Source organism: Pseudomonas sp. UC 17F4, from assembly GCF_900101695.1.
Lineage (GTDB): Bacteria > Pseudomonadota > Gammaproteobacteria > Pseudomonadales > Pseudomonadaceae > Aquipseudomonas.
The window spans coordinates 5,504,086-5,529,774 of record NZ_FNKV01000001.1; the positions used below are offsets into that span (position 1 = coordinate 5,504,086).

Consider the following 25,689-nt stretch of genomic DNA (forward strand, 5'->3'; position numbering starts at 1 on the left):
CACGAATCACTCCTTGCTCCACAGCTCAACCGGCTTGTTGCAACGCCACGCCGGCCCCGAGCAAGCCGGAGAATTCGGCGGTCACCAACCATACCGGGACATCCTTGAAGTAGCCACTCATGCAGCCCTTGTCGGCAAAACTGGCGGCAAAGCCGCTGGCCAGGAACAGCTCGGCAAAGCGCGGAATGATGCCGCCGACGATAAACACCCCGCCTCGCGCGCCAAGGGTCAGCACGTTGTTGCCCGCCACCCGGCCAAGGAACCGGCAGAACTGCTCGATCACCGCCAGGGCAACCGGCTCGCCGGCCAGCGCCGCGTCGGTGATCGCCGCCGGGCTCTGCAATGGCGCAGGCTGGCCATCGAGGGCGCAGATGGCCTGGTACAAGCGCAACAGGCCGCCGCCGCTGAGCACGGTCTCGGCGCTGACATGGCCGATTTCGTTGGCGATCTGCTGATGTATCTGCGCTTCGCGGGCATTGCCCACCGGCAGGTCGACATGCCCGCCCTCGCCCGGCAGCGCCATCCAGCGCTCGTCACCCAGGCTCAGCAAAGTGCCGACGCCAAGGCCGGTGCCCGGGCCGATCACCAGCGCCGGGCGGCCTGGATCCGGCGCGCCTTGGCAGACACTGCGGTACTCGCCCGCCTGCAGGCGGGTCATGCCCAGGGCCATGGCAGTGAAATCGTTGATCAACAGCAAGCGCTCGACCTGCAAGGTGTTGCAGAACGCCTCGCGGCTGAGGCGCCAGTGGTTGTTGGTAAAGCGAAACTCGTCGCCATCGACCGGCCCGGCCACCGCCAGGCACACTGCGCCCAGCTCGCCGCGGGCCAGGCCCTGGGCGGCCAGATAAGCGCCGATGGCCTGTTCCGGGCTGGTGTAGTCGGCCGTGGCAAAGACCTGCACCGCATGCATGCGGTTGTCTTCCCAAAGAGCAAAGCGTGCATTGGTGCCGCCGATATCGCCGACCAGTGCACGCTTCATTTGAGTGTCTCCAGCGCCGAGGTGAAGGCGCTGGCGCCCTTCTCGGCCGGGCTCAGGGCGGTACGCAGGAAGCCGAACAGCTCGCGGCCGCAACCCAGGTCGTTGCCGGTCGGCGCGGCGGGCAGTTGACGATCGGCCAGCTCTGCGGCACTGAGTTTCACCGTCAGGGTGCCGGCGACGCCATCGACGCGGACGATATCGCCGTCACGCAAGCGCGCCAGCGGGCCGCCGTCGAAGGCTTCGGGGCAGACGTGAATGGCTGCGGGGATTTTCCCCGAAGCACCGGACATGCGCCCGTCAGTTACCAGCGCGACCTTGAAACCACGATCCTGCAGCACGCCGAGGAACGGGGTCATCTTGTGCAGCTCGGGCATGCCGTTGCAGCGCGGGCCCTGGAAGCGCATCACGGCGACGAAGTCACGCTCAAGCTGGCCGGCCTGGAAGGCATCGGCCAGTGCTTGCTGGTCATGGAACACCAGTGCCGGGGCTTCGACCACCTGGTGCTCGGCGGCGACGGCGGACACCTTCATCACCCCGCGACCGAGGTTGCCTTCCATCACCCGCAGACCGCCTTCGGGCGAGAACGCCCGCGCCACGGGGCGCAGGATCGCCTCGTCGAGGCTGGCCTGCGGGCCTTCGCGCCAGACCAGTTTGCCGGCCTCAAGGAACGGCTCCCGGGTGTAGCGGCGCAGGCCGTGGCCAGCGACGGTGTTGACGTCTTCGTGGAGCAAACCGGCATCGAGCAGTTCGCGAATCAGGAAGGCCATGCCACCGGCAGCCTGGAAGTGGTTGATATCGGCCTTGCCGTTCGGATAGACGTGGGACAGGGTCGGCACCACTTCCGAAAGCTGCGCCATGTCCTGCCAGGTCAACTGGATGCCGGCGGCCTGGGCAATCGCCGGCATGTGCAGGGTGTGGTTGGTCGAGCCGCCGGTGGCGTGCAGGGCCACGATGGAGTTGACCAGGGATTGCTCGTCGACGATCTCGCCCAGCGGCATGAAGCTGCCACTGGCCTTGGTCATGCGCGTGACTTGCTGCGCAGCCTCGACAGTGAGGGCATCGCGCAGCGGCGTGTAGGGGTTAACGAAGGAGGCGCCCGGCAGGTGCAGGCCCATCACTTCCATCAACAGCTGGTTGGTGTTGGCGGTGCCGTAGAAGGTGCAGGTGCCGGGGCTGTGGTAGGACTTCATCTCCGATTCCAGCAGCTCTTCGCGACTGGCCTTGCCTTCGGCGTAGCGCTGGCGCACATCGGCTTTCTCCTTGTTGGAGATGCCCGACGGCATCGGCCCGCCGGGGACGAAAACGGTCGGCAGGTGGCCAAAGCGCAGCGCGCCCATCAGCAGGCCGGGGACGATCTTGTCGCAGATGCCGAGCATCAGCGCCGCGTCGAACATGTTGTGCGACAGGGCGATGGCGGTGGACATGGCGATCACTTCGCGGCTGGCGATGCCCAGCTCCATGCCCGGCTCACCCTGGGTGACGCCGTCGCACATGGCCGGCACGCCGCCGGCGAACTGGCCGACCGAGCCGATTTCGCGCAGCGCCTGCTTGATCTGTTCGGGGTAATGCTCGTAGGGCTGGTGCGCCGAGAGCATGTCGTTGTAGGCGGAGACGATGGCGACGTTGGCCGCGTTCATCATCCGCAGGCTGTCTTTGTCCTGGCTGCCACAACCGGCGACACCGTGAGCGAAGTTGGCGCATTGCAGCTTGGCGCGCATCGGCCCGTCGCTGGCGGCCCCGCGAATCAGCTCAAGGTAGCGTTCACGGGTGGGGCGACTGCGGGCGATCAGCCGTTGGGTGACCTCAAGAATGCGCGGATGCATGTACTGGACTCCAGGCTATCGGTGGTTGCGACCTCTGCGGCGGTTTCCCTTATCAACGATCGCGACCTAGGCTCAAGGGCAGGGGCGATGCGTTGCGGGAGGGACGGCTTGGCCGATCGCTCGTTGTAGATTGAATAAAATATTGCCAGCAAAAAGGCTTGTTTTCTATTTTTTTACGAATAATCTTGTAATTCCAACAACAAAATCAGATGCAGTGAAGCAAAACTTCAATTGCCACGGGCTTCACCCGGTCTGCCAGAGGTAGCTCCATGACCCTTCGTATCGCAATCAATGGCTTTGGCCGCATCGGCCGCAACATCCTTCGCGCACTCTATACCCAAGGCTACCGTCAGGACCTGCAGGTCGTCGCCATCAACGACCTGGGCGACAGCGCGATCAATGCCCATCTGCTCAAATACGACAGCGTCCACGGCAGCTTTGCTGCCACGGTTGAATCCGATCACGAGAGTATTACCGTCAACGGCGACCGCATTGCCGTCAGCGCCATCCGCAACCCAGCGGAACTGCCGTGGAAAGCCGAGGCCATCGATGTGGTGTTCGAATGCACCGGGTTATTCACCGAACGCGCCAAGGCCGCCGCCCATCTTACTGCCGGGGCCGGCAAAGTCATTATCTCGGCGCCGGCCAAGGGCGCGGATGCCACCGTGGTGTACGGGGTCAACCATGACATCCTGCGCCCTTCGCACCAGATCATCTCCAGCGCTTCGTGCACCACCAACTGCCTGGCGCCGCTGGCCCAGGTGCTGCACCGCGAGTTCGGCATCGAGCAGGGGCTGATGACCACCATCCACGCCTATACCAACGACCAGAGCCTCACTGACGTTTACCACAGCGACCCGTACCGCGCCCGTGCGGCAACCCAGTCGATGATCCCGAGCAAGACCGGCGCCGCCGAAGCCGTGGGCCTGGTGCTGCCGGAACTGGCCGGCAAGCTCACCGGCATGGCCGTGCGGGTGCCGGTGATCAACGTGTCGCTGGTCGACCTTACCGTCAATCTTGAGCACGAGGCCACGGCCGAGGCCGTCAACGCGCTGTTCAAGGAGGCCAGCCGGCACTCCAAGGTACTGGGCTACAACAGCCTGCCGCTGGTGTCCTGCGACTTCAACCACAACCCGCTGTCGTCGATTTTCGACGCCAACCACACCCGCGCCAACGGGCGCATGCTCAAGGTACTGGCCTGGTACGACAACGAATGGGGCTTCTCCAACCGCATGCTGGATAACTGCCTGGCACTGTGCAACGCCCGCTAGGATCACAACCTCGCAGGAGGCAGTACTTGACCAAAGCGTTGATGATAAGCATTATCATTCGCTACGCCATGGTCGGGTACCGCTGTGAGTCAGTCCCAGTTCAACGTCGTTTTCCTCGCCCAGCGGGTCAGCCTGCTGCGCACCCTGCAGCGCATGGTGGATAACCCCAGCACTGCCGAAGACCTGTTGCAGGAGACTTACCTGCGGGTTACCCGTGCCCTTGGCGAACGCCCCATCGAGCACCTGGAACCCTTCGTTTTCCAGACTGCGCGCAACCTCGCCCTTGATCACTTGCGCGCGCGCCGGGCGCAGTCGCGCAACCTGGTCGAGGACGTGCCCGAGCAAATTCTGCACAACGTCGCCGCGCCCAGCAGCAGCGCCGAAGACGCCGCCCACGCCGAACAACTGCTCAAGCGCCTGAGCGTCAGCCTCGCCCAGTTGACCGAGCGCCAGCAACGCATCTTCATCCTCAGCCGCCTGCACGGCGCCAGTTACCTGGAAATCGCCGAACAGTTGAAAGTGTCGGCAAGCACGGTTCAGAAGGAACTGAAACTGATCATGGCCATCTGTGTAGGGGTAGCGGACCGGCTGAAGTAAACAGCCCGTCGTGGATCGCAGCTAAAACCTTGCCATCCCCATGGATACCCCGGATCATTCGCAAAAAGCGCCAGCCCCGCCAAGGACCCACCCGTGACCGACAGTCCCCCTCCTCGCCCCGCGCCGCCTGGCCAAGCTGCCAGTGACCAGGCCATGGACCAGGCCCTGGACTGGCTGATCCGCCTGCAATGTGCCAGCGCCGAAGACACCCAGGCCTTCGAAGCCTGGCTCGAGGCTGACCCGGCCAATGCCCGCGCCTATGTCGAGGCCGAGGCCATCTGGAACGGCGCGCCCTTGCGCCAGGCAGCCGGGCAACTGCACCAGGTGCAGCGTCGCAGCCTGCGCTCACGCATCCGCCCGCACTACAAGCCCCTGGCCGCAGCCGCTGTGCTGCTGGTGGGGATTTTCACCGTCGGCAACCTGCCGGTGCGCCTGCAGGCCGATCACCTGACCGTGGTCGGTGAACGCCAGCGCTTGCAACTGGACGACGGCTCCAAGGTGTTGCTCAACACCAATTCGGCCTTTGCCAGCGACCTGCGCGACAACCGCCAGGTTGCCCGGCTGCTGCAGGGCGAGGCCTATTTCGAGATTCCCGCTGGCGCCCAACCGCCCCTGGAGCTGCAAGCCGGCCCGTTGCGCGCCAGTGTGCGCGACACCGACTTTGCCGTGCGCTACCTCAACGGCGAAGCCCAGGTGCGGGTGCAACGCGGCGATGTCGACCTGCAGGCCAGCAGCGACCAGCGCATTCGCCTGTCGGCGGGCGACAGCATCAGCGTCGGCCCCAATGGCTTTGGCCAGCGCGGGCGTCTGGATGCGCAAAAAGACCTGGCCTGGGTCCAGGGCCGGCTGGTGTTCGAAAACTGCCCGCTGAACCAGGTACTGGCCGAATTGCGCCGCTACTACCCGGGGTGGATCATCAACGGCAACGAACAGCTGGCGAACGTCGCGGTCACCGGCAACTACCGCCTCGACCAGCCGCTGGAAACCCTGCGCGCCCTGGCCCACATCACCTCGGCGCAGTTGCATGAGTACCCGGCGCTGGTGATTCTCAACTGAGGCAAAAGTTTTTTTACGCGATCCCTGACGCTGTTACGTCTCGTTATAGCTAATGCAACTGATTCTTATTTTTGAATCAGCCAGCACCTATAACATTTGCGCGACAGGGAGCGCTTTCGATGTCCACTGGTTTCACTCGTCGATCTTCAGCCACTTCACGTACCCCCGGCCTGCAGCGTTGCACGCTCTCCCTGTTGACCCTGGCCATGCTCGCCAGCGGCGCCTGCAGCCTGCCGGCGCTGGCCGCAGAGCCGGCCCAGGCCAGTGCCCCGCGCATGGGCGACTACCGCTTCGCCATCGGCCAGCAGCCGCTGGTGTCAGCGCTCAATGCCTTTACCTCGGTCACCGGCTGGCAAGTGGGCTTCTCTGCCGAACTGGCCGATGGCGTCGCCTCGCCGGGCGTGCATGGCTCACTGAAGCCTGAGGCCGCCCTGCAGCGCCTGCTGGCCGGCACCGGCCTGAGCTACCGCACCTTGAGCAGCGCCAACGTGGTGATCGAACGCAGCGCCGGCAAGGCCATCGCCCTGCAGCAGATCACCGTCAGCGCCACCCGCAGCGCCCAGGACGTCAGCCAGGTGCCGAGCACCGTCAGCGTGCAGACCCGCGAACAACTCGACCGCCAGAACGTCAACAACATCAAGGAACTGGTGCGTTACGAGCCTGGCGTTTCGGTCAGCGGCACCGGCCAGCGCAGCGGCCTGAACGGCTACAACATCCGCGGTATCGACGGCGAGCGGGTGCTGACCCAGATCGACGGCGTGTCGATCCCCGACAGCTTCTTCTTCGGCCCCTACGCCCAGACCCAGCGCAACTACGTCGACCCTGAAATCGTCAAGCGCGTGGAGATCCTCCGTGGCCCGGCCTCGGTGCTGTACGGCAGCAACGCCATTGGCGGCGCGGTCAGCTACTTCACCCTCGACCCCGACGACATCATCAAGCCCGGCCAGGACGTCGGCGCACGCCTGAAGACTGGCTACAGCTCGGCAGATGAGAGCTGGCTGAACTCAGCCACCGTTGCCGGCCGCCAGGGCGAGTTCGACGGCCTGCTGCACCTGAGCCAGCGCAACGGCCATGAAACCGAGTCCTACAGCAGCCACGGCGGCACCGGCCTGGCGCGCACCGCCGCCAACCCGGAAGATGTGCGCACCACCAACATCCTCGCCAAGGCCGGCTGGAACTACGCCGACGACGCACGCCTGGCCTTCACCTATGAAAACTACAAGGACGACCGCGACCTCAAACAGAAAAGCGCCGTGGGCGGGCCGTTCATTCCTGGCTTCGGCGCGATGAACTCGTACCGCGACCGCACCGGCAACGACACCGTGACCCGCGAGCGCTTCGGTATCAACCACGAATTCGCCCTCGGTAGCGTGCTGGCCGATAACATGAAGTGGAGCCTGAACTACCAGATCGGCAAGACCGACCAGCGTACCGAAGAGCTCTACTTCGCCTCTGGCCGCCAGGTGTTCCGTGACCGCCAGACCACCTACAAGGACCGCCAGTGGGTGTTCGACGCCCAGCTGGACAAGGCCTTCAGCATCGGCGCCACCGAGCACCTGCTGACCTACGGCACCACCCTCAAGCACCAGAAGGTCACCGGCTCGCGCAGCGGCACTGGCACCTGCCTGAACGTCGGCGGCGCCTGCCGCTTCATCGGCCAGATCAGCGCCAGTGACAGCCAGGCACTGGTGAGCGACTTCCCTGACCCGACCGTCAACACCTACAGCCTGTTCGCCCAGGATGAAATCCGCTGGAACCAGTGGACCTTCCTGCCGGGCGCGCGCTACGACTACACCGAACTCAAGCCGCACATGACCGACGAGTTCCTGCGTGGGGTTGGCGCCAGCCCTACCGACCCGGTTGATGACGATGCGAAGAAATGGCATCGGGTTTCGCCCAAGTTCGGCCTGACCTACGCCTTCAACGACAACTACACCTGGTATGGCCAGTACGCCGAAGGCTTCCGCACGCCGACCGCCAAGGCGCTGTATGGCCGCTTCGAAAACCCGGGCCTGGGCTACAGCGTGCGCGGCAACTCCAACCTCGAACCGGAAAAGAGCAAGAGCTACGAGACCGGCCTGCGCGGTAACTTCGAAGCGGGTAACTTCGATGTCGCGGTGTTCTACAACAAGTACCGCGACTTCATCAACGAAGACGCCGTGCAGGGCAGCAACCTCGGCCAGACCTTCGAAGCCAACAACATCAAGCACGCCACCATCAAGGGTGCCGAGTTCAAGGGCCGCCTGAACCTCGACGCCTTCGGTGCGCCGCACGGCCTCTACACCCAGGGCTCGCTGGCCTACGCCCATGGCCGCAACGACGACACCGGCCAGCCGCTCAACAGCGTCAACCCGCTGACCGCGGTGATGGGCCTGGGTTACGAGCAAGAGCAATACGGCGCGCTGCTGAGCTGGACCCTGGTCAAGCGCAAGGATCGCGTCGACGACACCACCTTCTTCGCCCCCGACGGCACCAGCAAGCAGTTCCGCACCCCGGGTTACGGCGTACTCGACTTGACCGGGTTCTACAAGGTCAGCGATGACATCACCGTCAACGCCGGCCTCTACAACCTGACCGACAAGAAGTACTGGCAGTGGGATGACGTGCGCGGCTACGACGGCCTCGGTGAAGCGGCGGTGACCGCCCCCGCCAACCTCGACCGCCTGACCATGCCAGGCCGTAATTTCGCCATCAACCTGGTCTGGGACATCTGACCGCGAACCTGTGGGAGCGGGCTAGACCCGCGATGGGCTGCAAATGCAGCCCCCCCACAGGTGAGGTTTTTTTACTGTCCCGCGTCTTCTCATTCGTCTAGTCATCAGGCACGCCCATTTCGCAAGGAATCACCATGACCGCCGCTACCACCGCCGAACGCGCCAGCCTGCGTTCGCAACGCTTGAACCAGCTGACCCACGCCCCGCACACCGAGCTGGACGCCCTGGTCAAATCCCACGCGCCGTTCGAAACCCGCGAGAGCTTCGCCCGCTTCGTGGTTGCCCAGTACCTGTTCCAGTCCGAGCTCAAGGCGCTGTACACCGACCCGGCGCTGATCGCCATCGTCCCTGACCTCGCCGCACGCTGCCGCGCCGAACAGGCCGGCCTGGACCTGGCTGACCTGAACACCGAGATCCCCGCCGACTTCGCCGGCGCCCTGCAAAACCCCAGCCTGGGTGAAGCCATGGGCTGGATCTTCGTCTCCGAAGGCTCCAAGCTCGGCGCCGCCTTCCTGATCAAGCGTGCCGTCGGCCTGGGCCTGTCGGACAGCTTCGGTGCCCGTCACCTGGGCGAGCCGGCCGGCGGCCGCGCTGAAGGCTGGAAGCAGTTCACACGCATCCTCGACGGCCTGGAACTGAGCGCCGAAGAAGAAGCCAAGGCCGAGCAAGGCGCCGTGGCCGCCTTTGAGCGTTTCACCGAGCTGCTAAAACACGCTTACGCAACTGCGCCTAAAGCCGAACTGGCCTGATGCGCCGTACCCGGTTACCCTCGTGGTAACCGGGCCTTGCCCGTGCACACCGACAAGCCCATGACCCGCCCAGCCGCTTCAAAACTCTCGCGCCTGCTCTTCGGCCTGCTGGCTTACGTAAGCCTGGGCATCGGCCTGGTAGCGATCGTGATTCCCGGCCTGCCCACCACCGAGTTCATCCTCCTCGCCGCCTGGGCCGCCACCCGCAGCTCGCCGCGCCTGAGCGCCTGGCTGGAAAACCACCGGCTGTTCGGGCCGATCCTCAGCAACTGGCGCAACGGCAAGGTAATCCAGCGCCGGGCCAAGGTCAGCGCCACTGTCAGCATGCTGCTGTGCGCTGGCCTGATGCTGGTGTTTCTCGAGCACCGCTGGCCGGTGTTTCTCGCCATCGCCGGCATGAGCCTGGGTAACCTGTGGATCTGGTCGCGGCCAGAAACCGCGCCCTTGAGCCTTGCCGACCGTTCATCGGCGAGCACTCATGGCTAAGGCTATAAGGCCGATGAACTGTTATCGCTAAAAGGATGTAGCGAATCGAGCCCGCCCGTGGCTCGGTCCTCTACCGGCCTGCCTTTTAGCGAGTACGTCCATGTTCGACACGCTCTCGATCCGCCTGAAAATCGTCCTGCTCTCCGGCCTCTGCCTGCTTGGCGTGGTCGCACTCGTCGTCGGTATCAACCTGTATCAATCGCACCAGAGCGATGAGCTGGTCGGCGACGCCAGCACCACCATGCTCACCCGCAATGTCCAGGCCCTGCTGCAGGCCCGGGCCGGCGAAAAGGCCGAGATGCTGCGGCGTACTTTCAGCGACAGCCAGACCGTCATCACCGCCCTCGCCGACCAGGTCCAGGACTTACAGCAACTGGCTCGCGAGCGCGGCCTGAGCGCTGGCGACCTGCGTGAAGCGATCAACCAGAGCCTGGCCACCAGCTTCAAGCGCAACCCCGACGTGCTGGGCGTGTGGCTGGCCTTCGAGGCCGACGGCCTGGACGGCGGCGACAGTGCCTTTGCCAACGACGCCAAACGCCTGAGCAACGAGAGCGGGCGCTTTGCCAGCTACTGGAGCCGCGCCCAGGGTCAGGCGCTGAACACGGTGATCAGCGATGTCGACCTGAACAAGACCGAGATCAATCTCAGCGGCACGCCCTACAACGTCTGGTACACCTGCTCACGCAACAGCGCGCGCTCCTGCCTGCTCGAGCCCTACTCCGACACCGTCGGCGGCAAGCAGATGCTGATGACCAGCATCACTATGCCGCTGCTGCACAACGGCAAGGTGATCGCCGTGGCCGGTGTGGATATTTCTCTCGATGCCCTGCAGGCGGCTGCCGCCAAGGCCCAGCAGGAGCTGTTCAACGGCGCCGGCCACCTGATGATCGTCGCCCCCAGCGGCTTGCTGGCGGCCAACAGCAATGATGCCGGCAAGGTCGGCAAGGCCATCGACCAGGACGGCCAGCAGGCGCTGCAGAAGCTCGCCGGCAACCAGCCACTGATCCTTGAACAAGGCGATACCATTCGCGCCGTCAACCCGGTGCAGCCGATTGCCGACAGCAAACCCTGGGGCATCCTTATCGACCTGCCCAAGCAGGTACTGCTGGCCGATGCCATCAGCCTGCAGGCGACCCTTGAAGAGGCCCGCACCAGCGGTACCCTCAAAGTGGTGCTGTTCGCCACCCTGGCCGGCCTCGGCGGCCTGCTGCTGATGTGGCTGACCGCCACCGGCGTGACCCGCCCGCTCAACAGCGTAGCGAGCATGCTCGAAGACATCGCCAGCGGCGACGGCGACCTCACCCAGCGCCTGCGCTATGCGCGCAAGGACGAGCTGGGGCGGCTGACCGGCGGCTTCAACCGCTTTCTCGACAAGCTGCAGCCGACCATCGCCCAGATCAAACAGAGCATCACCCAGGCCCGGGCCACTGCCGACCAGTCTTCGGCAATTGCCCAGCGCACCAGCGAAGGCATGCAGGTGCAGTTTCGCGAGATCGACCAGGTGGCCACCGCCTCCAATGAGATGAGCGCCACCGCCCACGACGTCGCCAACAGCGCCGCCAGTGCCGCCGACGCCGCCCGCGGTGCCGACCGCTCGGCCAAGGACGGCATGGCGATCATCGAGCGCAGCACCCGCGACATCACCGTGCTCGCCGAACAGGTCAGCAAAGCCGTTGGCGAAGTGGAAACCCTGGCGCAGAACAGCGAACAGATCGGCTCGGTATTGGAGGTGATCCGCAGCATTGCCGAGCAGACCAACCTGCTGGCGCTCAACGCCGCGATCGAAGCCGCCCGCGCCGGTGAGAGCGGCCGTGGTTTTGCCGTGGTTGCCGACGAAGTACGCAACCTGGCGCGCCGTACCCAGGACTCGGTCGAAGAAATCCGCCAGGTGATCGAGCGCATCCAGAGCAACACCCGCGAGGTGGTGGCGACCATGCATTCAAGCCACGGCAAGGCCCAGGAAAACGCCGGGCAGATCCACCAGGCGGTGCAGGCGCTGGACAAGATCAGCGAGGCGGTCACGGTGATCAGCGACATGAACCTGCAGATCGCCAGTGCCGCCGAGCAACAGAGCGCGGTGGCCGAAGAGGTCAACCGCAACGTCTCGGCGATCCGCGGGGTAACCGAAACCCTGACCGGCCAGGCCGCGGAATCTGCGCAGGTGAGCAGCCAGCTCAACACCCTGTCGTCGCAGCAGATGGCCTTGATGGATCAGTTCCGGGTTTGACCTGGCGCCGCTGATGGTCTGCAATGGCCCTTCTGCTGGAGGGCCATTGATGACCGCGCTACTCGACACCCTTGTCGCCGAACTGCAGCTGCCAACGGCACTGCGCAATAGCCTGCGCTTTCGCGGCAACGGCGCCCTGCCTTCGACTTTCGCCGTCACCGAGCTTGCCAGCAGCAGCATTGCCGCCTGTGGCCTGGCAATCGCCGAACTGCTGCAGCGCCAGCTTGAGCAACCGCCTGGCGTTGAAGTTGACCGCCGCCTGAGCTCGTTCTGGTTCGCCACCAGCCTGCGCCCGCAAGGCTGGAGCACACCGCCCTTGTGGGACCCGATTGCCGGTGACTACCGCGCCGAGGATGGCTGGATTCGCCTGCACACCAACGCAGCTCATCATCGCGCCGCCGCCCAGCAGGTAGTGGGCCGTGCGGCTGACCGCGCGCACATGGCTGGGCTGGTTGCGCGCTGGCGCGCACGTGAGCTGGAAAGCGCGATAGTCACCGCTGGCGGTTGCGCCGCGCAAATGCGCAACTGGTCCGAATGGTCGGCCCATCCTCAGGGCCTGGCAGTGAATGCCGAGCCGTTGATTCATCACCAACGGGCTCCGGCCTTTACAAAAAGACGCTGGACCGGTAACGCCGTCCGACCTCTGGCCGGGGTCAAGGTACTGGACCTGACCCGCATCCTCGCCGGCCCCACAGCCAGTCGCCTGCTGGCAGGCTTCGGCGCGCAGGTGCTGCGGATCGACCCGCCAGGCTGGGAGGAACCGGCGGTGGTTGCCGAGGTGACCCTGGGTAAACGTTGTGCGCGCCTGGACTTGCACGATGGGGATGATCGACGGGTGTTTGAACGCCTGCTCAGTGAAGCCGATATTCTCCTGCATGGTTACCGCGCCGATGCCCTCGAACGACTGGGGTATGCCAGCGAACAGCGCCGCCAGCTCAACCCCGGGCTGATCGATGTGAGCCTCAACGCCTACGGCTGGAGCGGCCCCTGGCAACAGCGACGGGGCTTCGACAGCCTGGTACAGATGAGCTGCGGCATCGCTTGTGAAGGCATGCGCTGGCAACAGGCCGACAAGCCCGTGCCGTTGCCGGTGCAGGCATTGGACCATGGCACCGGGTACCTGATGGCGGCTGCGGCGATCAAGGCCTACAGCGAACGCCTGGGCAGCGGTTGCGGGGCAACCCTGCGCCTGTCGCTGGCGCGCACGGCAAAGCTGTTGATCGATCAGGGGACGCTGGCAGCGGATTTGCCGTTACAGGCTGAGACGGCAGCGGATCTGAACCCGCAGCTGGAGCAGACGCCCTGGGGGCTGGCGCAGCGGCTGAAGGCGCCGCTGCTGGTCGAAGGGGCACCGTTGGATTGGCAGCAGGGGGCTTGTGAGCTGGGTTCTGCTGCTGCCTGTTGGTGAATGTGCCGGCACTGATTAAAGGCTCAACATCCCGCTGTACAAGCCATAGGCCGCCAACCCCGCGCCCACCAGCACGGCGGCGAAGATCAGCTTCTCCCAGGTGGTAAACAGCGCCTGGCCCTGCTCGTGCTTGGCCCGGGCAAACAGGATCACCCCTGGCGCGTACAGCAGCGCCGAGAGCAGCAGGTACTTCAGCCCACCGGCATACAGCAGCCAGATCGCGTAGATCAGCGCGATACCGGCAATCAGCAGGTCCTTGCGCCGTGCGCCGGGGTGGCCTTCATACGACTCGCCTCGCACCGCCAGCAACACCGCGTAGGCCGCCGACCACAGGTACGGCACGAGGATCATCGACGAGGCCAGGTAGATCAGGCTGGTGTAGGTCCCGGCGGAAAACAGGGTGATCAGCAGGAACAGCTGAATCATCACGTTGGTCAGCCACAGCGCATTGGCCGGCACGTGGTTGGCGTTTTCCCTGGCCAGAAAGCGCGGCATGGTCTGGTCGCGGGCGGTGGCGAAGAGGATCTCGGCGCACAGCAAGGCCCATGACAGCAGCGCCCCCAGCAGCGATACCGCCAGGCCGATACTGATCAGCAAGGCGCCCCAGGGCCCGACGATATGCTCAAGCACCGACGCCAGCGACGGGTTCTGCAAGGCCGCCAGCTCTGGCTGGGTCATCACCCCCAGCGACAGCACGTTGACCAGCACCAGCAAGGCCAGTACGCCGATAAAGCCGATCACCGTGGCCTTGCCGACGTCCGAGCGCTTCGCCGCCCGCCCGGAGTAGACGCTGGCGCCCTCAATGCCGATGAACACGAACACGGTCACCAGCATCATGTTGCGCACCTGGTCGAGCACGCCGCCGAATTTCGGGTTGCTCAGGCCCCAGATGTCCCGGGTAAAAATGTCGGCGCGAAAGGCCACCGCGGCGATGACGATGAACATCACCAACGGCACGATCTTGGCCACGGTGGTCACCTGGTTGATGAACGCCGCCTCCTTGATGCCGCGCAGCACCAAAAAGTGTACGGCCCACAACAGCAGCGAGGCACAGGCGATGGCGATCGGCGTGTTGCCCTCGCCAAACACCGGGAAGTAGAAGCCCAGGGTGCTGAACAACAGCACGAAGTAGCCGACGTTGCCCAGCCAGGCGCTGATCCAGTAGCCCCAAGCCGAAGAAAAGCCCATGTACTCGCCAAACCCGGCCTTGGCATAGGCATACACGCCGGAGTCGAGTTCCGGCTTGCGGTTGGCCAGGGTCTGGAACACAAAGGCGAGGGCCAGCATGCCCACCGCGGTGATGCCCCAGCCGATCAGTACGGCGCCGACGTCGGCGCGCGCAGCCATGTTTTGCGGCAGCGAAAAGATCCCGCCGCCGATCATCGAGCCGACCACCAAGGCGATCAACGCCCCCAGGCGTAATTTCTGTCCAGGTTCGGACATGCAGATCCCCTTCTGTCTCGTGTTTGTAACGCCAGTGGTACACCCTGAGTTAAATATAATCTGACTCTAAGCGTCTATATATATTAAACCACTAAGCGCTTTCTGCTCATAACTAGCGCGTCTATGCCTGACGAACTAAATGGTGAGTTTTGTGCACAATTCGCGCTTCTTCAAGCTAATAAGAAAAATTCTCAGGGAAAATTTGCGATTCGCCCAAAACGGACTAGCTTCAATTCTCGCAGCCCCGCAAGAGCGATTGCTCTAAAACGCCATGGAGGTGCCAGTTGACAAGGCTTGCAGTACTGCGATCGGCAGACTCCGGGAGGCTGTTTCAGTCATTGATCTGCAATGGAATGTCCTCATGAACTGACCTGAATCAGCTAATGACTTCGCCGCTGGATTTATTCTAGCGTCATCTCTTCTCCTGGTACGGAGTTATTCAATGTCAGACGCTCCCGGAAAACTACGACTTGGTGCGCTGGTTGCACTTGTTGTCGGCTCGATGATCGGCGGCGGGATCTTTTCGCTGCCGCAAAACATGGCCGCAAGTGCTGATGTAGGCGCTGTTCTGATCGGTTGGGGCATCACCGCCATCGGCATGCTGACCCTGGCTTTCGTGTTCCAGACCCTGGCCAATCGCAAGCCTGACCTGGACGGCGGGGTATACGCCTACGCCAAGGCCGGTTTCGGCGATTACATGGGCTTTTCTTCAGCCTGGGGCTACTGGATCAGTGCCTGGCTGGGCAACGTCGGTTACTTCGTGTTGCTGTTCAGCACCCTCGGCTATTTCTTCCCGATCTTTGGCGAGGGCAACACTCCGGCAGCCGTCATTGGCGCCTCGGTGCTGCTCTGGGCCGTGCACTTTCTGGTATTGCGCGGGATCAAGGAAGCGGCCTTCATCAACCTGGTCACCACCGTAGCCAAGGTCGTGCCGCTGGCGCTGTTCGTGCTGATCGCCCTGTTCGCCTTCAAGCTGGATATCTTCACCGCTGACATCTGGGGCTCGATGAACCCGGACCTGGGCAGCGTGATGAACCAGGTGCGCAACATGATGCTGGTCACCGTCTGGGTGTTCATCGGCATCGAGGGCGCGAGCATCTTCTCGGCCCGGGCAGAAAAACGCTCGGACGTCGGCAAGGCCACGGTCATCGGCTTCATCACCGTGCTGCTGTTCCTGGTGCTGGTCAACGTGCTGTCGCTGGGCATCATGACCCAACCGGAGCTGGCCAAGCTGCAGAACCCGTCGATGGCCGCCGTGCTTGAGCACGTGGTTGGCCACTGGGGTGCGGTGCTGATCAGCGTCGGCCTGATCATCTCGCTGCTCGGGGCTCTGCTGTCGTGGGTACTGCTGTGCGCCGAGATCATGTTCGCCGCCGCCAAAGACCACACCATGCCGGAGTTCCTGCGCCGCGAGAACGCCAACCACGTGCCGGCCAACGCCCTGTGGCTGACCAACGCCATGGTGCAGATCTTCCTGGTCATCACCCTGTTCTCGGCCAGTACCTACCTGTCGCTGATCTACCTCGCCACCTCGATGATCCTGGTGCCTTACCTGTGGTCGGCGGCCTATGCCTTCCTGCTCGCGGTACGCAGCGAAACCTACGAACAGGCCCTGGCCGAACGCAAGAAAGACCTGGTCATCGGCGCCATCGCCCTGCTCTACGCGGTCTGGCTGCTGTATGCCGGCGGCGTCAAATACCTGCTGCTCTCGGCCCTGCTGTATGCCCCTGGCGTGATCCTGTTCGCCAAGGCCAAGCGCGAGGTCGGCCAACCGATTTTTACCAACGTGGAGAAGCTGATCTTCGCCGCCGTAGTCATTGGTGCCCTGGTGGCTGCCTATGGCCTGTACGACGGCTTCCTGACTCTGTAACCACCCGTTTTCGCAACTTGGAGGAAATGAACCATGTCCACGGATAAAGTTAAGTACGGCGTACATTCCGAAGCCGGCAAACTGCGCAAAGTGATGGTCTGCTCCCCTGGCCTGGCGCACCAGCGCCTGACCCCGAGCAACTGCGACGAACTGCTGTTCGATGACGTTATCTGGGTCAACCAGGCCAAACGCGACCACTTCGACTTCGTCACCAAAATGCGTGAGCGCGGCATCGAAGTGCTGGAAATGCACAACCTGCTGACCGAGACCATCCAGAACCCCGAAGCGCTGAAATGGATCCTCGACCGCAAGATCACCCCGGACACCGTCGGTGTCGGCCTGACCAACGAAGTGCGCAGCTGGCTCGAAGGCCTGGAGCCGCGCAAACTGGCTGAATTCCTGATCGGCGGCGTGGCCGGTGAAGACCTGCCGGAAAGTGAAGGCGCCGGCGTGATCAAGATGTACCGCGACTACCTGGGCCACTCAAGCTTCCTGCTCGACCCACTGCCCAACACCCAGTTCACCCGCGACACCACCTGCTGGATCTACGGCGGCGTGACCCTCAACCCGATGTACTGGCCGGCGCGACGTCAGGAAACCCTGCTGACCACCGCCATCTACAAGTTCCACCCTGAGTTCACCGCGGCCGACTTTGAAATCTGGTACGGCGATCCGGACCAGGACCACGGCAAGGCCACCCTCGAAGGCGGCGACGTCATGCCGATCGGCAATGGCGTGGTCCTGATCGGCATGGGCGAGCGCACCTCGCGCCAGGCCATCGGCCAACTGGCGCAATCGCTGTTTGCCAAAGGCGCGGTGGAAAAAGTGGTGGTCGCCGGCCTGCCGAAATCCCGTGCCGCGATGCACCTGGACACCGTGTTCAGCTTCTGCGACCGCGACCTGGTCACGGTCTTCCCGGAAGTGGTCAAGGAAATCGTGCCGTTCGTCATTCGCCCGGACAGCAGCAAGCCATACGGCCTGGACGTGCGCCGCGAGAACAAGACGTTCCTCGACGTGGTCGCCGAATCGCTGAACCTGAAGAAACTGCGCGTGGTCGAGACCGGTGGCAACAGCTTCGCCGCCGAACGCGAGCAGTGGGACGACGGCAACAACGTGGTGGCGGTTGAACCAGGTGTGGTCATCGGCTACGACCGCAACACCTACACCAACACCCTGCTGCGCAAGGCAGGCGTCGAAGTCATCACCATCAGCGCCGGCGAACTGGGCCGTGGCCGCGGCGGCGGTCACTGCATGACCTGCCCGATCGTGCGCGACCCTATCGACTACTAGACGACCATCAACCGCCTGCACCTGCCGGTGCAGGCGGGCCGATTACCGCTTTCCGTTCACAAGAACAGGAGAAACATCATGGCGTTCAACATCCACAACCGTAACCTGCTGAGCCTGGAACACCACACCCCTCGCGAGTTGCGCTACCTGCTGGACCTGTCCCGCGACCTTAAACGTGCCAAGTACACCGGCACCGAGCAGCAGCACCTCAAAGGCAACAACATTGCGCTGATCTTCGAGAAGACCTCGACCCGCACCCGTTGTGCATTCGAAGTAGCTGCCTATGACCAGGGCGCCAACGTCACCTACATCGACCCGAACTCCTCGCAGATCGGCCACAAGGAAAGCATGAAGGACACCGCCCGGGTACTCGGGCGCATGTATGACGCCATCGAATACCGTGGCTTCAAGCAGGAAATCGTCGAAGAACTGGCGAAGTTCGCCGGCGTACCGGTGTTCAACGGCCTGACCGACGAATACCACCCGACCCAGATGATCGCCGACGTGCTGACCATGCGTGAGCACGCCGACAAGCCGATCCACGAGATCAGCTACGCCTACCTGGGCGATGCGCGCAACAACATGGGCAACTCGCTGCTGCTGGTCGGCTCCAAGCTTGGCATGGACGTGCGCATCTGCGCGCCGAAAGCCCTGTGGCCGCACGATGACCTGGTCGCCCGGTGCAAGAAATACGCGGAAGAAAGCGGCGCGCGCATCACCCTGACCGAAGACCCGAAAGCTGCGGTCAAGGGCGTCGACTTCATTCACACCGACGTCTGGGTATCGATGGGCGAGCCGGTTGAAGCCTGGGGCGAACGCATCCAGCAACTGCTGCCGTACCAGGTCAACGCCGAGCTGATGAAAGCCACCGGCAACCCGCGCACCAAGTTCATGCACTGCCTGCCGGCGTTCCACAACTCCGACACCAAGGTCGGCAAACAGATCGCCGAGCAGTACCCGAACCTGGCCAACGGCATTGAAGTGACCGACGACGTGTTCGAGTCGCCAGCCTGCATCGCCTTCGAGCAAGCGGAAAACCGCATGCACACCATCAAGGCGATCCTGGTGTCGACCCTGGCTGACCTGTAATCCAGCTGCCAGTCTCTGTGGGAGCGGGCTTGCCCCGCGACAGCGTCACCGCGGTGCAGCAGATGCACCGCCATCGCGGGGCAAGCCCGCTCCTACAGGGTGGCATCTCCCTTTCCTAGAAGGACATCATCATGCGTATCGTTGTTGCATTGGGCGGCAACGCCCTGCTGCGCCGTGGCGAACCCATGACTGCAGACAATCAGCGCGCCAATATCCGCATTGCCGCCGAGCAGATCGCCAAGATCCATCCGGGCAACGAGCTGGTCATCGCCCACGGCAATGGCCCGCAAGTCGGCCTGCTGTCGTTGCAGGCGCAATCCTACAAACCTGATGAAGCCTACCCGCTGGACGTGCTCGGTGCCGAAACCGAAGGCATGATCGGCTACATCATCGAGCAGGAGCTGGGCAACCTGCTGGACTTCGAAGTACCGTTCGCCACCCTCCTGACCCAGGTCGAAGTGGACGCCAACGACCCGGCCTTCAAGGACCCGACCAAGTTCATCGGCCCGGTCTACAGCAAAGAAGACGCCGAGCGCCTGGCCAAAGAGAAAGGCTGGGTGGTCAAGGCCGACGGCGACAAATACCGCCGTGTGGTCGCCAGCCCGAAACCCAAGCGCATCTTCGAGATCCGCCCGATCAAATGGCTGCTGGAAAAGAGCAGCATCGTCATCTGCGCCGGCGGTGGCGGTATCCCGACCATGTATGACGCCGACCGCAAGCTCAAGGGCATCGAGGCGGTGATCGACAAAGACCTGTGCTCGGCGCTGCTGGCCGAACAGCTCGAAGCCGACCTGCTGGTGATCGCCACCGACGTCAACGCGGCGTTCATCGACTATGGCAAGCCAAGCCAGAAGGCAATTGCCCAGGCGCACCCTGACGAGCTCGAACGCCTCGGCTTTGCCGCAGGCTCCATGGGCCCGAAAGTCCAGGCCGCTTGCGACTTTGCCCGCCACACCGGCAAAGTGGCGGTCATCGGTTCTCTGGCCGACATCGAGGATATCGTCAAGGGTACGGCCGGTACTCGGGTTTCCACCGCCAAGCCGGGAATCAGCTACCGTTGAATGCAGTTGGCGGGCCCAGGGCCCGCCGTTTTCACCTTTGCGGAGGATTCCATCATGGCCCAGTTCAAACCCGGTCACGTGCATATCGAGCGCACTGCGCTGAACAAGGCTGATCACAGCTACGACCTGAATATCGAGTACGCAGTAGTCCGGGAAGCCAACAAACACGGCATTGATTTCCACATGCATGGGAGCATCGAAGGCAAGACCGTGGAGGAAAAGTTCTTCCTGAGCAAGGAAGAGGTACTGCCAAGCTTCCTGAGTGTTGCCACGCGCAAGGCGCAGAGCTACATGCCGTCGCCGAAGAAATTCGAGAGCCTGGGCTCAGGGCACAAGATCTACGACCAGATGTTCGAGGACATTCGCGAGAAGCTGGAGGTGAAGTCGGGCGACCCGGTCAATCCCGAGCACTTCGAATAGCCCTACCGTCCTCATCGCCGGGCAAGTCGGTTCGCCGCACCGCCGCTCTCACCCAGGTAGGAGCGGCGGTGCGGCGAACCGACTTGCCCCGCGATTGCGCTGAACAGCATACTGGCCGCCTTCGGCAGCCTTGACCCCCTCCCCCATGCGCATCCACGTCAGTTTCATCGACCGTGTCGGTATCACCCAGGAAGTGCTGGCCCTGCTCGGCGCCCGCAACCTCAACCTGGACGCCGTGGAGATGGTGCCGCCGAACGTCTACATCGACGCCCCGACCCTCAGCCCCCACGTGCTCGAAGAGCTGCACGACGCGCTGTTCAACGTGCAGGGCGTGCAAACCGTACAAGTGGTCGACATCCTCCCCGGCCAGCGCCGTCACCTGCAGCTCGATGCCCTGCTCGCGGCCATGAGCGACCCGGTGCTGGCCCTGGACAGCGCCGGCCACGTGCTGCTGGCCAACCCGGCGCTGGTGGCGTTGTGCGGGCAGGAACCGTCCGACCGTTCGGTGGCCGACCTGTTTGGCGACCCGGGCTTGCTCGAAGCGCTGATCGAACAGGGCTTTCACCTGCCCCTGCGCGAAGTGACCCTCAACGGCCAGACCCTGCTGCTCGACGCCACGCCGATCACCAACGCCGGCGCCCTGCTGACCCTGTACCAGCCCAACCGCATTGGCGAACGGCTGTCGGCACTGCACCATGATCACGCCGAGGGCTTCGATGCGCTGCTCGGCGACTCCCCGCCGATCCGCACCCTCAAGGCCCGCGCCCTACGCGTTGCAGCTCTGGACGCGCCGCTGCTGATCAACGGTGAAACCGGCACCGGCAAGGAGCTGGTGGCCCGCGCCTGTCACGCTATCAGCAGCCGTCACAGTGCGCCCTTCCTGGCCCTCAACTGTGCGGCGCTGCCGGAGAACCTGGCCGAAAGCGAGCTGTTCGGTTACGCCCCCGGCGCCTTTACCGGCGCGCAACGTGGCGGCAAGCCGGGGCTGATGGAACTGGCCAACCAGGGCACGGTATTCCTCGACGAGATCGGCGAGATGTCACCGTACCTGCAGGCCAAGCTGCTGCGTTTTCTCAACGATGGCAGCTTTCGCCGGGTCGGCGGTGATCGCGAGGTCAAGGTCAATGTACGGATCCTCAGCGCCACCCACCGCGACCTGGAAAAAATGGTCGCCGAGGGCACCTTTCGCGAAGACCTGTTCTACCGCCTGAACGTGCTCAACCTGCAGGTGCCACCGTTGCGCGAACGTGGCCAGGACATCCTCCTGCTGGCGCGCTACTTCATGCAGCAGGCCTGCACCCAGATCCAGCGCCCGCTGTGCCGCCTGGCCCCGGCCACTTACCCGGCGCTACTGGGCAACCGCTGGCCGGGCAACGTGCGCCAGCTGCAGAACGTGATCTTCCGCGCCGCGGCCATCAGCGAAAGCAGCCTGGTGGACATCGGCGACCTGGACATTGCCGGCACCTCGGTGGCTCGCGGCCATGACGCTGAAGTCGACAGCCTTGAACAGGCCGTGGAAGACTTCGAGCGCAACCTGCTGGAAAAGCTCTACAGCAGCTACCCCTCGACCCGCCAGCTAGCCAGCCGCCTGCAAACCTCGCACACCGCCATCGCCCATCGCCTGCGCAAGTACGGCATCCCGGCCAAGCCCTGAACAACTGTAGCGAAATCACTACATCGTAACGATATCGATACAGCACAATTTCAGGGCCACAGTGCAAGGTTCTGATCCACTTGAGCTTTTTTTCTCACCCCTAGGTGTAGCGATTTCGCTACACCGGTTATGTATTCTCTTCCCGTAAATTATCTAACTATTTGTTTTAAAACGATATTTTAGATATGGCCGCAATATTGCTATGGCATTACCCATCCCTGGGCTCACCTGAGCCATGCCCACAGCCGTCCCCTGCGGCCCTTGAGGAGTTTCCATGAGCGAGTTGCGTTTTACCGAAGATCACGAATGGCTGCGTAGCGAAGCTGACGGCAGCGTCACCGTCGGGATCACCGCCTTCGCCCAGAACGCCCTGGGCGATGTGGTCTACGTGCAACTGCCAGAGCTGCAACGCTACGAGCAAGGCGCCGAAGCCTCGACCGTCGAATCGGTCAAGGCTGCCAGCGGCGTGTACATGCCGCTGACCGGCGAAGTGGTAGCGGTCAACGACCAGCTCGAAGGCAACCCCGAACGGGTCAACGAAGACCCGCTGGGTGAAGGCTGGTTCTTCCGTTTCATCCCGGCCGACGCCGGCGCCGTCGCGCAACTGCTCGACCAGGACGCCTACGACCGCCTGATCAAAGCCAACGCTGACGCCTGAGGAACCGCCATGACCATCAACCTCGGCACTGCCAACGAATTCATCGCCCGCCACATCGGCCCGCGCCAGCACGACGAGCAGCACATGCTCGCCACCCTCGGTTTTGACTCGCTGGAGGCCATGAGCGCCGCGGTCATCCCCGACAGCATCAAGGGCACCAGCGTCCTTGAGCTGGGCGCCGGGCAAAGCGAAGCCCAGGCGCTGGCCTCGCTCAAGGCCATCGCCGGCAACAACCAGCTGTTCAAGAGTTTCATCGGCCAGGGTTACTACAACTGCCACACGCCGGCGCCGATCCTGCGCAACCTGCTGGAAAACCCGGCCTGGTACACCGCCTACACCCCTTACCAGCCAGAGATTTCCCAGGGCCGCCTGGAAGCGCTGCTGAACTTCCAGACCCTGATCAGCGACCTCACCGGCCTGCCGATCGCCAACGCCTCCCTGCTCGACGAAGCCACTGCCGCTGCCGAAGCCATGACCTTCTGCAAACGCCTGAGCAAGAACAAGGGCAGCCACGCCTTCTTCGCCTCGGTGCATTGCCACCCGCAAACCCTGGACGTGCTGCGCACCCGTGCCGAGCCGCTGGGTATCGAGGTTGTCGTCGGCGACGAGCGTGAGCTGAGCGATGTCAGCGCCTTCTTCGGCGCCCTGCTGCAATACCCGGCCAGCAGTGGTGAAGTCTTCGACTACCGCGAGCTGGTCGAGCGCTTCCACGCGGCCAATGCCCTGGTCGCCGTGGCGGCCGACCTGCTGGCCCTGACCCTGCTGACCCCGCCGGGCGAATTCGGCGCCGACGTGGCCATCGGCAGCGCCCAGCGCTTTGGTGTACCGCTGGGCTTCGGTGGCCCGCATGCCGCCTTCTTCTCGACCCGCGATGCATTCAAGCGCGACATGCCCGGCCGCCTGGTCGGCGTGTCGATCGACCGCTTCGGCAAGACCGCACTGCGCCTGGCCATGCAGACCCGCGAGCAACATATCCGCCGCGAGAAAGCCACCAGCAACATCTGCACTGCCCAGGTACTGCTGGCCAACATCGCCAGCATGTACGCCGTGTACCACGGCCCTCAGGGCCTGAAGCAGATCGCCGAGCGTACCCACGCGCTGACCGCGATCCTCAAGGCCGGCCTGCAACAGTTGGGTGTACAGGTCGAAGTGGAACACTTCTTCGACACCCTGACCCTGGCCACCGGCAGCAGCACCGCCGCTCTGCACGACCAGGCCCGCGGCCAACGCCTGAACCTGCGCCAGATCGACGCCCAGCGCCTGGGCCTGTCGCTGGATGAAACCAGCACCCAGGCCGACGTCGAAGCCCTGTGGCAGCTGTTCGCCGCTGGCAAGGCCAGCCCGGACTTCGCCGCTCTCGCCGCCAGCGTTCAGGCACAACTGCCACGCACGCTGCTGCGCCAGTCGGCGATTCTCGAGCACCCGGTGTTCAACCGTTACCACAGCGAAACCGAGCTGATGCGCTACTTGCGCCGCCTGGCTGACAAGGACCTGGCGCTGGACCGCACCATGATCCCGCTGGGCTCGTGCACCATGAAGCTCAACGCCGCCAGCGAAATGATCCCGGTGACCTGGACCGAGTTCGGCAGCCTGCACCCGTTCGCCCCGGCCGCGCAGAGCCAGGGTTACCAGCAACTGACCAGCGAGCTGGAAGCCATGCTCTGCGCCGCCACCGGCTACGACGCCGTGTCGCTGCAGCCCAACGCCGGCTCCCAGGGCGAATACGCCGGCCTGCTGGCGATTCGCGCCTATCACCAGAGCCGCGGCGAAGCGCGTCGCGACATCTGCCTGATCCCGTCCTCGGCCCACGGCACCAACCCCGCTACCGCGCACATGGCCGGCATGCGCGTGGTGGTCACCGCCTGTGACGCCCGCGGCAACGTCGACATCGACGACCTGCGCGCCAAGGCCATCGAACACCGCGAGCACCTTGCCGCGCTGATGATCACCTACCCCTCGACCCATGGCGTGTTCGAAGAAGCCATTGGCGAGATCTGCGCGATCATCCATGACAACGGCGGCCAGGTGTACATCGACGGCGCCAACATGAACGCCATGGTCGGCCTCTGCGCCCCGGGCAAGTTCGGCGGCGACGTTTCGCACCTGAACCTGCACAAGACCTTCTGCATCCCCCACGGCGGTGGCGGCCCGGGCGTCGGCCCGATCGGCGTCAAATCGCACCTGGCGCCGTTCCTGCCGGGCCATGCGCACATGGACAACAAGCAGGGCGCGGTTTGCGCCGCACCGTTCGGCAGCGCCAGCATCCTGCCGATCACCTGGATGTACATCCGCATGATGGGTGGCGCCGGGCTCAAGCGTGCCTCGCAAATGGCCATCCTCAACGCCAACTACATCGCCCGCCGCCTGGAAGAGCACTATCCTGTGTTGTACACCGGCAGCAATGGCCTGGTGGCGCACGAGTGCATCCTCGACCTGCGCCCGATCAAGGACAGCAGCGGCATCAGCGTCGATGACGTGGCAAAACGCCTGATCGACTTCGGCTTCCACGCCCCGACCATGTCGTTCCCGGTGGCCGGCACGCTGATGATCGAACCGACCGAAAGCGAGTCTAAAGAAGAACTGGACCGCTTCTGCGAGGCGATGATCCGCATCCGCGAAGAGATTCGCGCGGTCGAAAGCGGCAGCCTGGACAAGGACGACAACCCGCTGAAGAACGCCCCGCACACTGCCGCCGAAATCGCCGGTGAGTGGAGCCACCCGTACAGCCGCGAGCAGGCGGTGTATCCGCTGGCCTCGCTGGTCGAAGGCAAGTACTGGCCACCGGTCGGCCGCGTTGACAACGTGTTCGGCGACCGCAACCTGGTGTGTGCCTGCCCGTCGATCGAGAGCTATCAGGACGTCTGAGGCCTCTTCGCGGGGCAAGCCCGCTCCCA

Annotated in this window: 19 protein-coding genes and 1 pseudogene; 17 read left to right on the plus strand and 3 right to left on the minus strand. The window is 63.9% G+C overall.

Going from position 1 to position 25,689, the window contains the following annotated elements; all coding sequences use genetic code 11:
- Positions 1–25: 25 nt before the first annotated feature.
- Both BLR26_RS25100 and edd read right to left on the minus strand, forming a co-directional pair.
- On the minus strand, positions 26–979 hold the full coding sequence (locus BLR26_RS25100; protein WP_093387076.1) for a glucokinase: 954 nt from the start codon (positions 977–979) through the stop codon (positions 26–28).
- Positions 976–2,802, minus strand: a complete 1,827-nt coding sequence (gene edd, locus BLR26_RS25105; RefSeq protein ID WP_093387081.1) for a phosphogluconate dehydratase — start codon at positions 2,800–2,802, stop codon at positions 976–978. The genes BLR26_RS25100 and edd overlap by 4 nt, the downstream gene beginning before the upstream one ends.
- Positions 2,803–3,071: 269 nt before the next feature.
- Here edd and gap point away from each other — a divergent pair, with 269 nt between their 5' ends.
- The 9 genes and pseudogenes from gap (at position 3,072) to BLR26_RS25145 (ending at position 13,310) form a co-directional block, all read left to right on the plus strand.
- A complete protein-coding gene (gene gap, locus BLR26_RS25110; protein ID WP_093387086.1) occupies positions 3,072–4,073 on the plus strand; it encodes a type I glyceraldehyde-3-phosphate dehydrogenase in 1,002 nt (333 codons plus the stop codon).
- An 84-nt stretch (positions 4,074–4,157) separates the two neighbouring features.
- Positions 4,158–4,670, plus strand: coding sequence for an RNA polymerase sigma factor (locus tag BLR26_RS25115; RefSeq protein ID WP_093387092.1), 513 nt, complete (start codon positions 4,158–4,160; stop codon positions 4,668–4,670).
- 93 nt (positions 4,671–4,763) lie between these two features.
- Positions 4,764–5,726: a FecR family protein gene (locus tag BLR26_RS25120; protein ID WP_093387096.1), complete on the plus strand. Its 963-nt coding sequence runs from the start codon at positions 4,764–4,766 to the stop codon at positions 5,724–5,726.
- A gap of 119 nt (positions 5,727–5,845) precedes the next feature.
- Positions 5,846–8,440 (plus strand): TonB-dependent receptor, encoded by a 2,595-nt coding sequence (locus BLR26_RS25125; protein WP_093387100.1) that lies wholly within the window; start codon positions 5,846–5,848, stop codon positions 8,438–8,440.
- 134 nt (positions 8,441–8,574) lie between these two features.
- A complete protein-coding gene (locus tag BLR26_RS25130) occupies positions 8,575–9,189 on the plus strand; it encodes a biliverdin-producing heme oxygenase (protein WP_093387105.1) in 615 nt (204 codons plus the stop codon).
- Positions 9,190–9,249: 60 nt separating this feature from the next.
- On the plus strand, positions 9,250–9,675 hold the full coding sequence (locus tag BLR26_RS25135; protein WP_045196600.1) for a YbaN family protein: 426 nt from the start codon (positions 9,250–9,252) through the stop codon (positions 9,673–9,675).
- A gap of 298 nt (positions 9,676–9,973) precedes the next feature.
- Positions 9,974–11,044: pseudogene (locus BLR26_RS27815) on the plus strand (HAMP domain-containing protein); the annotation flags it as partial.
- Positions 11,045–11,146: 102 nt separating this feature from the next.
- Positions 11,147–11,902, plus strand: coding sequence for a methyl-accepting chemotaxis protein (locus BLR26_RS27820; protein ID WP_371128687.1), 756 nt, complete (start codon positions 11,147–11,149; stop codon positions 11,900–11,902).
- Positions 11,903–11,951: 49 nt separating this feature from the next.
- Complete coding sequence (locus tag BLR26_RS25145) at positions 11,952–13,310, plus strand: CoA transferase (RefSeq protein ID WP_093387112.1); 1,359 nt, start codon at positions 11,952–11,954, stop codon at positions 13,308–13,310.
- Positions 13,311–13,325: 15 nt separating this feature from the next.
- Here the strand turns inward: BLR26_RS25145 and arcD (BLR26_RS25150) are convergent, their stop codons facing one another.
- Entirely contained in the window at positions 13,326–14,753 is a 1,428-nt protein-coding gene (gene arcD, locus BLR26_RS25150; RefSeq protein WP_045196419.1) for an arginine-ornithine antiporter, read from the minus strand.
- A gap of 442 nt (positions 14,754–15,195) precedes the next feature.
- On the opposite strand from arcD (BLR26_RS25150), the gene arcD (BLR26_RS25155) reads away from it, so the two are divergent.
- From arcD (BLR26_RS25155) to gcvP, 8 genes are all read left to right on the plus strand, one after another.
- Positions 15,196–16,623, plus strand: coding sequence for an arginine-ornithine antiporter (arcD, locus tag BLR26_RS25155; protein WP_045196417.1), 1,428 nt, complete (start codon positions 15,196–15,198; stop codon positions 16,621–16,623).
- A gap of 33 nt (positions 16,624–16,656) precedes the next feature.
- Positions 16,657–17,913, plus strand: coding sequence for an arginine deiminase (gene arcA, locus BLR26_RS25160; protein WP_045196415.1), 1,257 nt, complete (start codon positions 16,657–16,659; stop codon positions 17,911–17,913).
- 78 nt (positions 17,914–17,991) lie between these two features.
- A complete protein-coding gene (locus BLR26_RS25165; protein WP_045196413.1) occupies positions 17,992–19,002 on the plus strand; it encodes an ornithine carbamoyltransferase in 1,011 nt (336 codons plus the stop codon).
- Positions 19,003–19,133: 131 nt separating this feature from the next.
- Positions 19,134–20,063 (plus strand): carbamate kinase, encoded by a 930-nt coding sequence (gene arcC / locus BLR26_RS25170; RefSeq protein WP_093387115.1) that lies wholly within the window; start codon positions 19,134–19,136, stop codon positions 20,061–20,063.
- A gap of 54 nt (positions 20,064–20,117) precedes the next feature.
- On the plus strand, positions 20,118–20,483 hold the full coding sequence (locus tag BLR26_RS25175) for a DUF5064 family protein (protein WP_093387698.1): 366 nt from the start codon (positions 20,118–20,120) through the stop codon (positions 20,481–20,483).
- Between the two features lie 145 nt (positions 20,484–20,628).
- A complete protein-coding gene (locus BLR26_RS25180) occupies positions 20,629–22,137 on the plus strand; it encodes a sigma-54-dependent transcriptional regulator (RefSeq protein WP_093387118.1) in 1,509 nt (502 codons plus the stop codon).
- Between the two features lie 274 nt (positions 22,138–22,411).
- Entirely contained in the window at positions 22,412–22,795 is a 384-nt protein-coding gene (gene gcvH, locus BLR26_RS25185) for a glycine cleavage system protein GcvH (protein ID WP_045196405.1), read from the plus strand.
- A gap of 9 nt (positions 22,796–22,804) precedes the next feature.
- Positions 22,805–25,660 (plus strand): aminomethyl-transferring glycine dehydrogenase, encoded by a 2,856-nt coding sequence (gene gcvP / locus BLR26_RS25190; protein ID WP_093387121.1) that lies wholly within the window; start codon positions 22,805–22,807, stop codon positions 25,658–25,660.
- Positions 25,661–25,689 lie beyond the last annotated feature (29 nt).

What these genes read in the sequence shown, in the direction of transcription:
- BLR26_RS25100 (WP_093387076.1), bottom strand. Translation starts at nt 979, where the DNA reads ATGAAGCGTGCACTGGTCGGCGATATCGGCGGCACCAATGCACGCTTT.
- edd (WP_093387081.1), bottom strand. Translation starts at nt 2,802, where the DNA reads ATGCATCCGCGCATTCTTGAGGTCACCCAACGGCTGATCGCCCGCAGT.
- gap (WP_093387086.1), top strand. Translation starts at nt 3,072, where the DNA reads ATGACCCTTCGTATCGCAATCAATGGCTTTGGCCGCATCGGCCGCAAC.
- BLR26_RS25125 (WP_093387100.1), top strand. Translation starts at nt 5,846, where the DNA reads ATGTCCACTGGTTTCACTCGTCGATCTTCAGCCACTTCACGTACCCCC.
- BLR26_RS25130 (WP_093387105.1), top strand. Translation starts at nt 8,575, where the DNA reads ATGACCGCCGCTACCACCGCCGAACGCGCCAGCCTGCGTTCGCAACGC.
- BLR26_RS25135 (WP_045196600.1), top strand. Translation starts at nt 9,250, where the DNA reads ATGACCCGCCCAGCCGCTTCAAAACTCTCGCGCCTGCTCTTCGGCCTG.
- BLR26_RS27820 (WP_371128687.1), top strand. Translation starts at nt 11,147, where the DNA reads ATGCAGGTGCAGTTTCGCGAGATCGACCAGGTGGCCACCGCCTCCAAT.
- BLR26_RS25145 (WP_093387112.1), top strand. Translation starts at nt 11,952, where the DNA reads ATGACCGCGCTACTCGACACCCTTGTCGCCGAACTGCAGCTGCCAACG.
- arcD (WP_045196419.1), bottom strand. Translation starts at nt 14,753, where the DNA reads ATGTCCGAACCTGGACAGAAATTACGCCTGGGGGCGTTGATCGCCTTG.
- arcD (WP_045196417.1), top strand. Translation starts at nt 15,196, where the DNA reads ATGTCAGACGCTCCCGGAAAACTACGACTTGGTGCGCTGGTTGCACTT.
- arcA (WP_045196415.1), top strand. Translation starts at nt 16,657, where the DNA reads ATGTCCACGGATAAAGTTAAGTACGGCGTACATTCCGAAGCCGGCAAA.
- BLR26_RS25165 (WP_045196413.1), top strand. Translation starts at nt 17,992, where the DNA reads ATGGCGTTCAACATCCACAACCGTAACCTGCTGAGCCTGGAACACCAC.
- arcC (WP_093387115.1), top strand. Translation starts at nt 19,134, where the DNA reads ATGCGTATCGTTGTTGCATTGGGCGGCAACGCCCTGCTGCGCCGTGGC.
- BLR26_RS25175 (WP_093387698.1), top strand. Translation starts at nt 20,118, where the DNA reads ATGGCCCAGTTCAAACCCGGTCACGTGCATATCGAGCGCACTGCGCTG.
- BLR26_RS25180 (WP_093387118.1), top strand. Translation starts at nt 20,629, where the DNA reads ATGCGCATCCACGTCAGTTTCATCGACCGTGTCGGTATCACCCAGGAA.
- gcvH (WP_045196405.1), top strand. Translation starts at nt 22,412, where the DNA reads ATGAGCGAGTTGCGTTTTACCGAAGATCACGAATGGCTGCGTAGCGAA.
- gcvP (WP_093387121.1), top strand. Translation starts at nt 22,805, where the DNA reads ATGACCATCAACCTCGGCACTGCCAACGAATTCATCGCCCGCCACATC.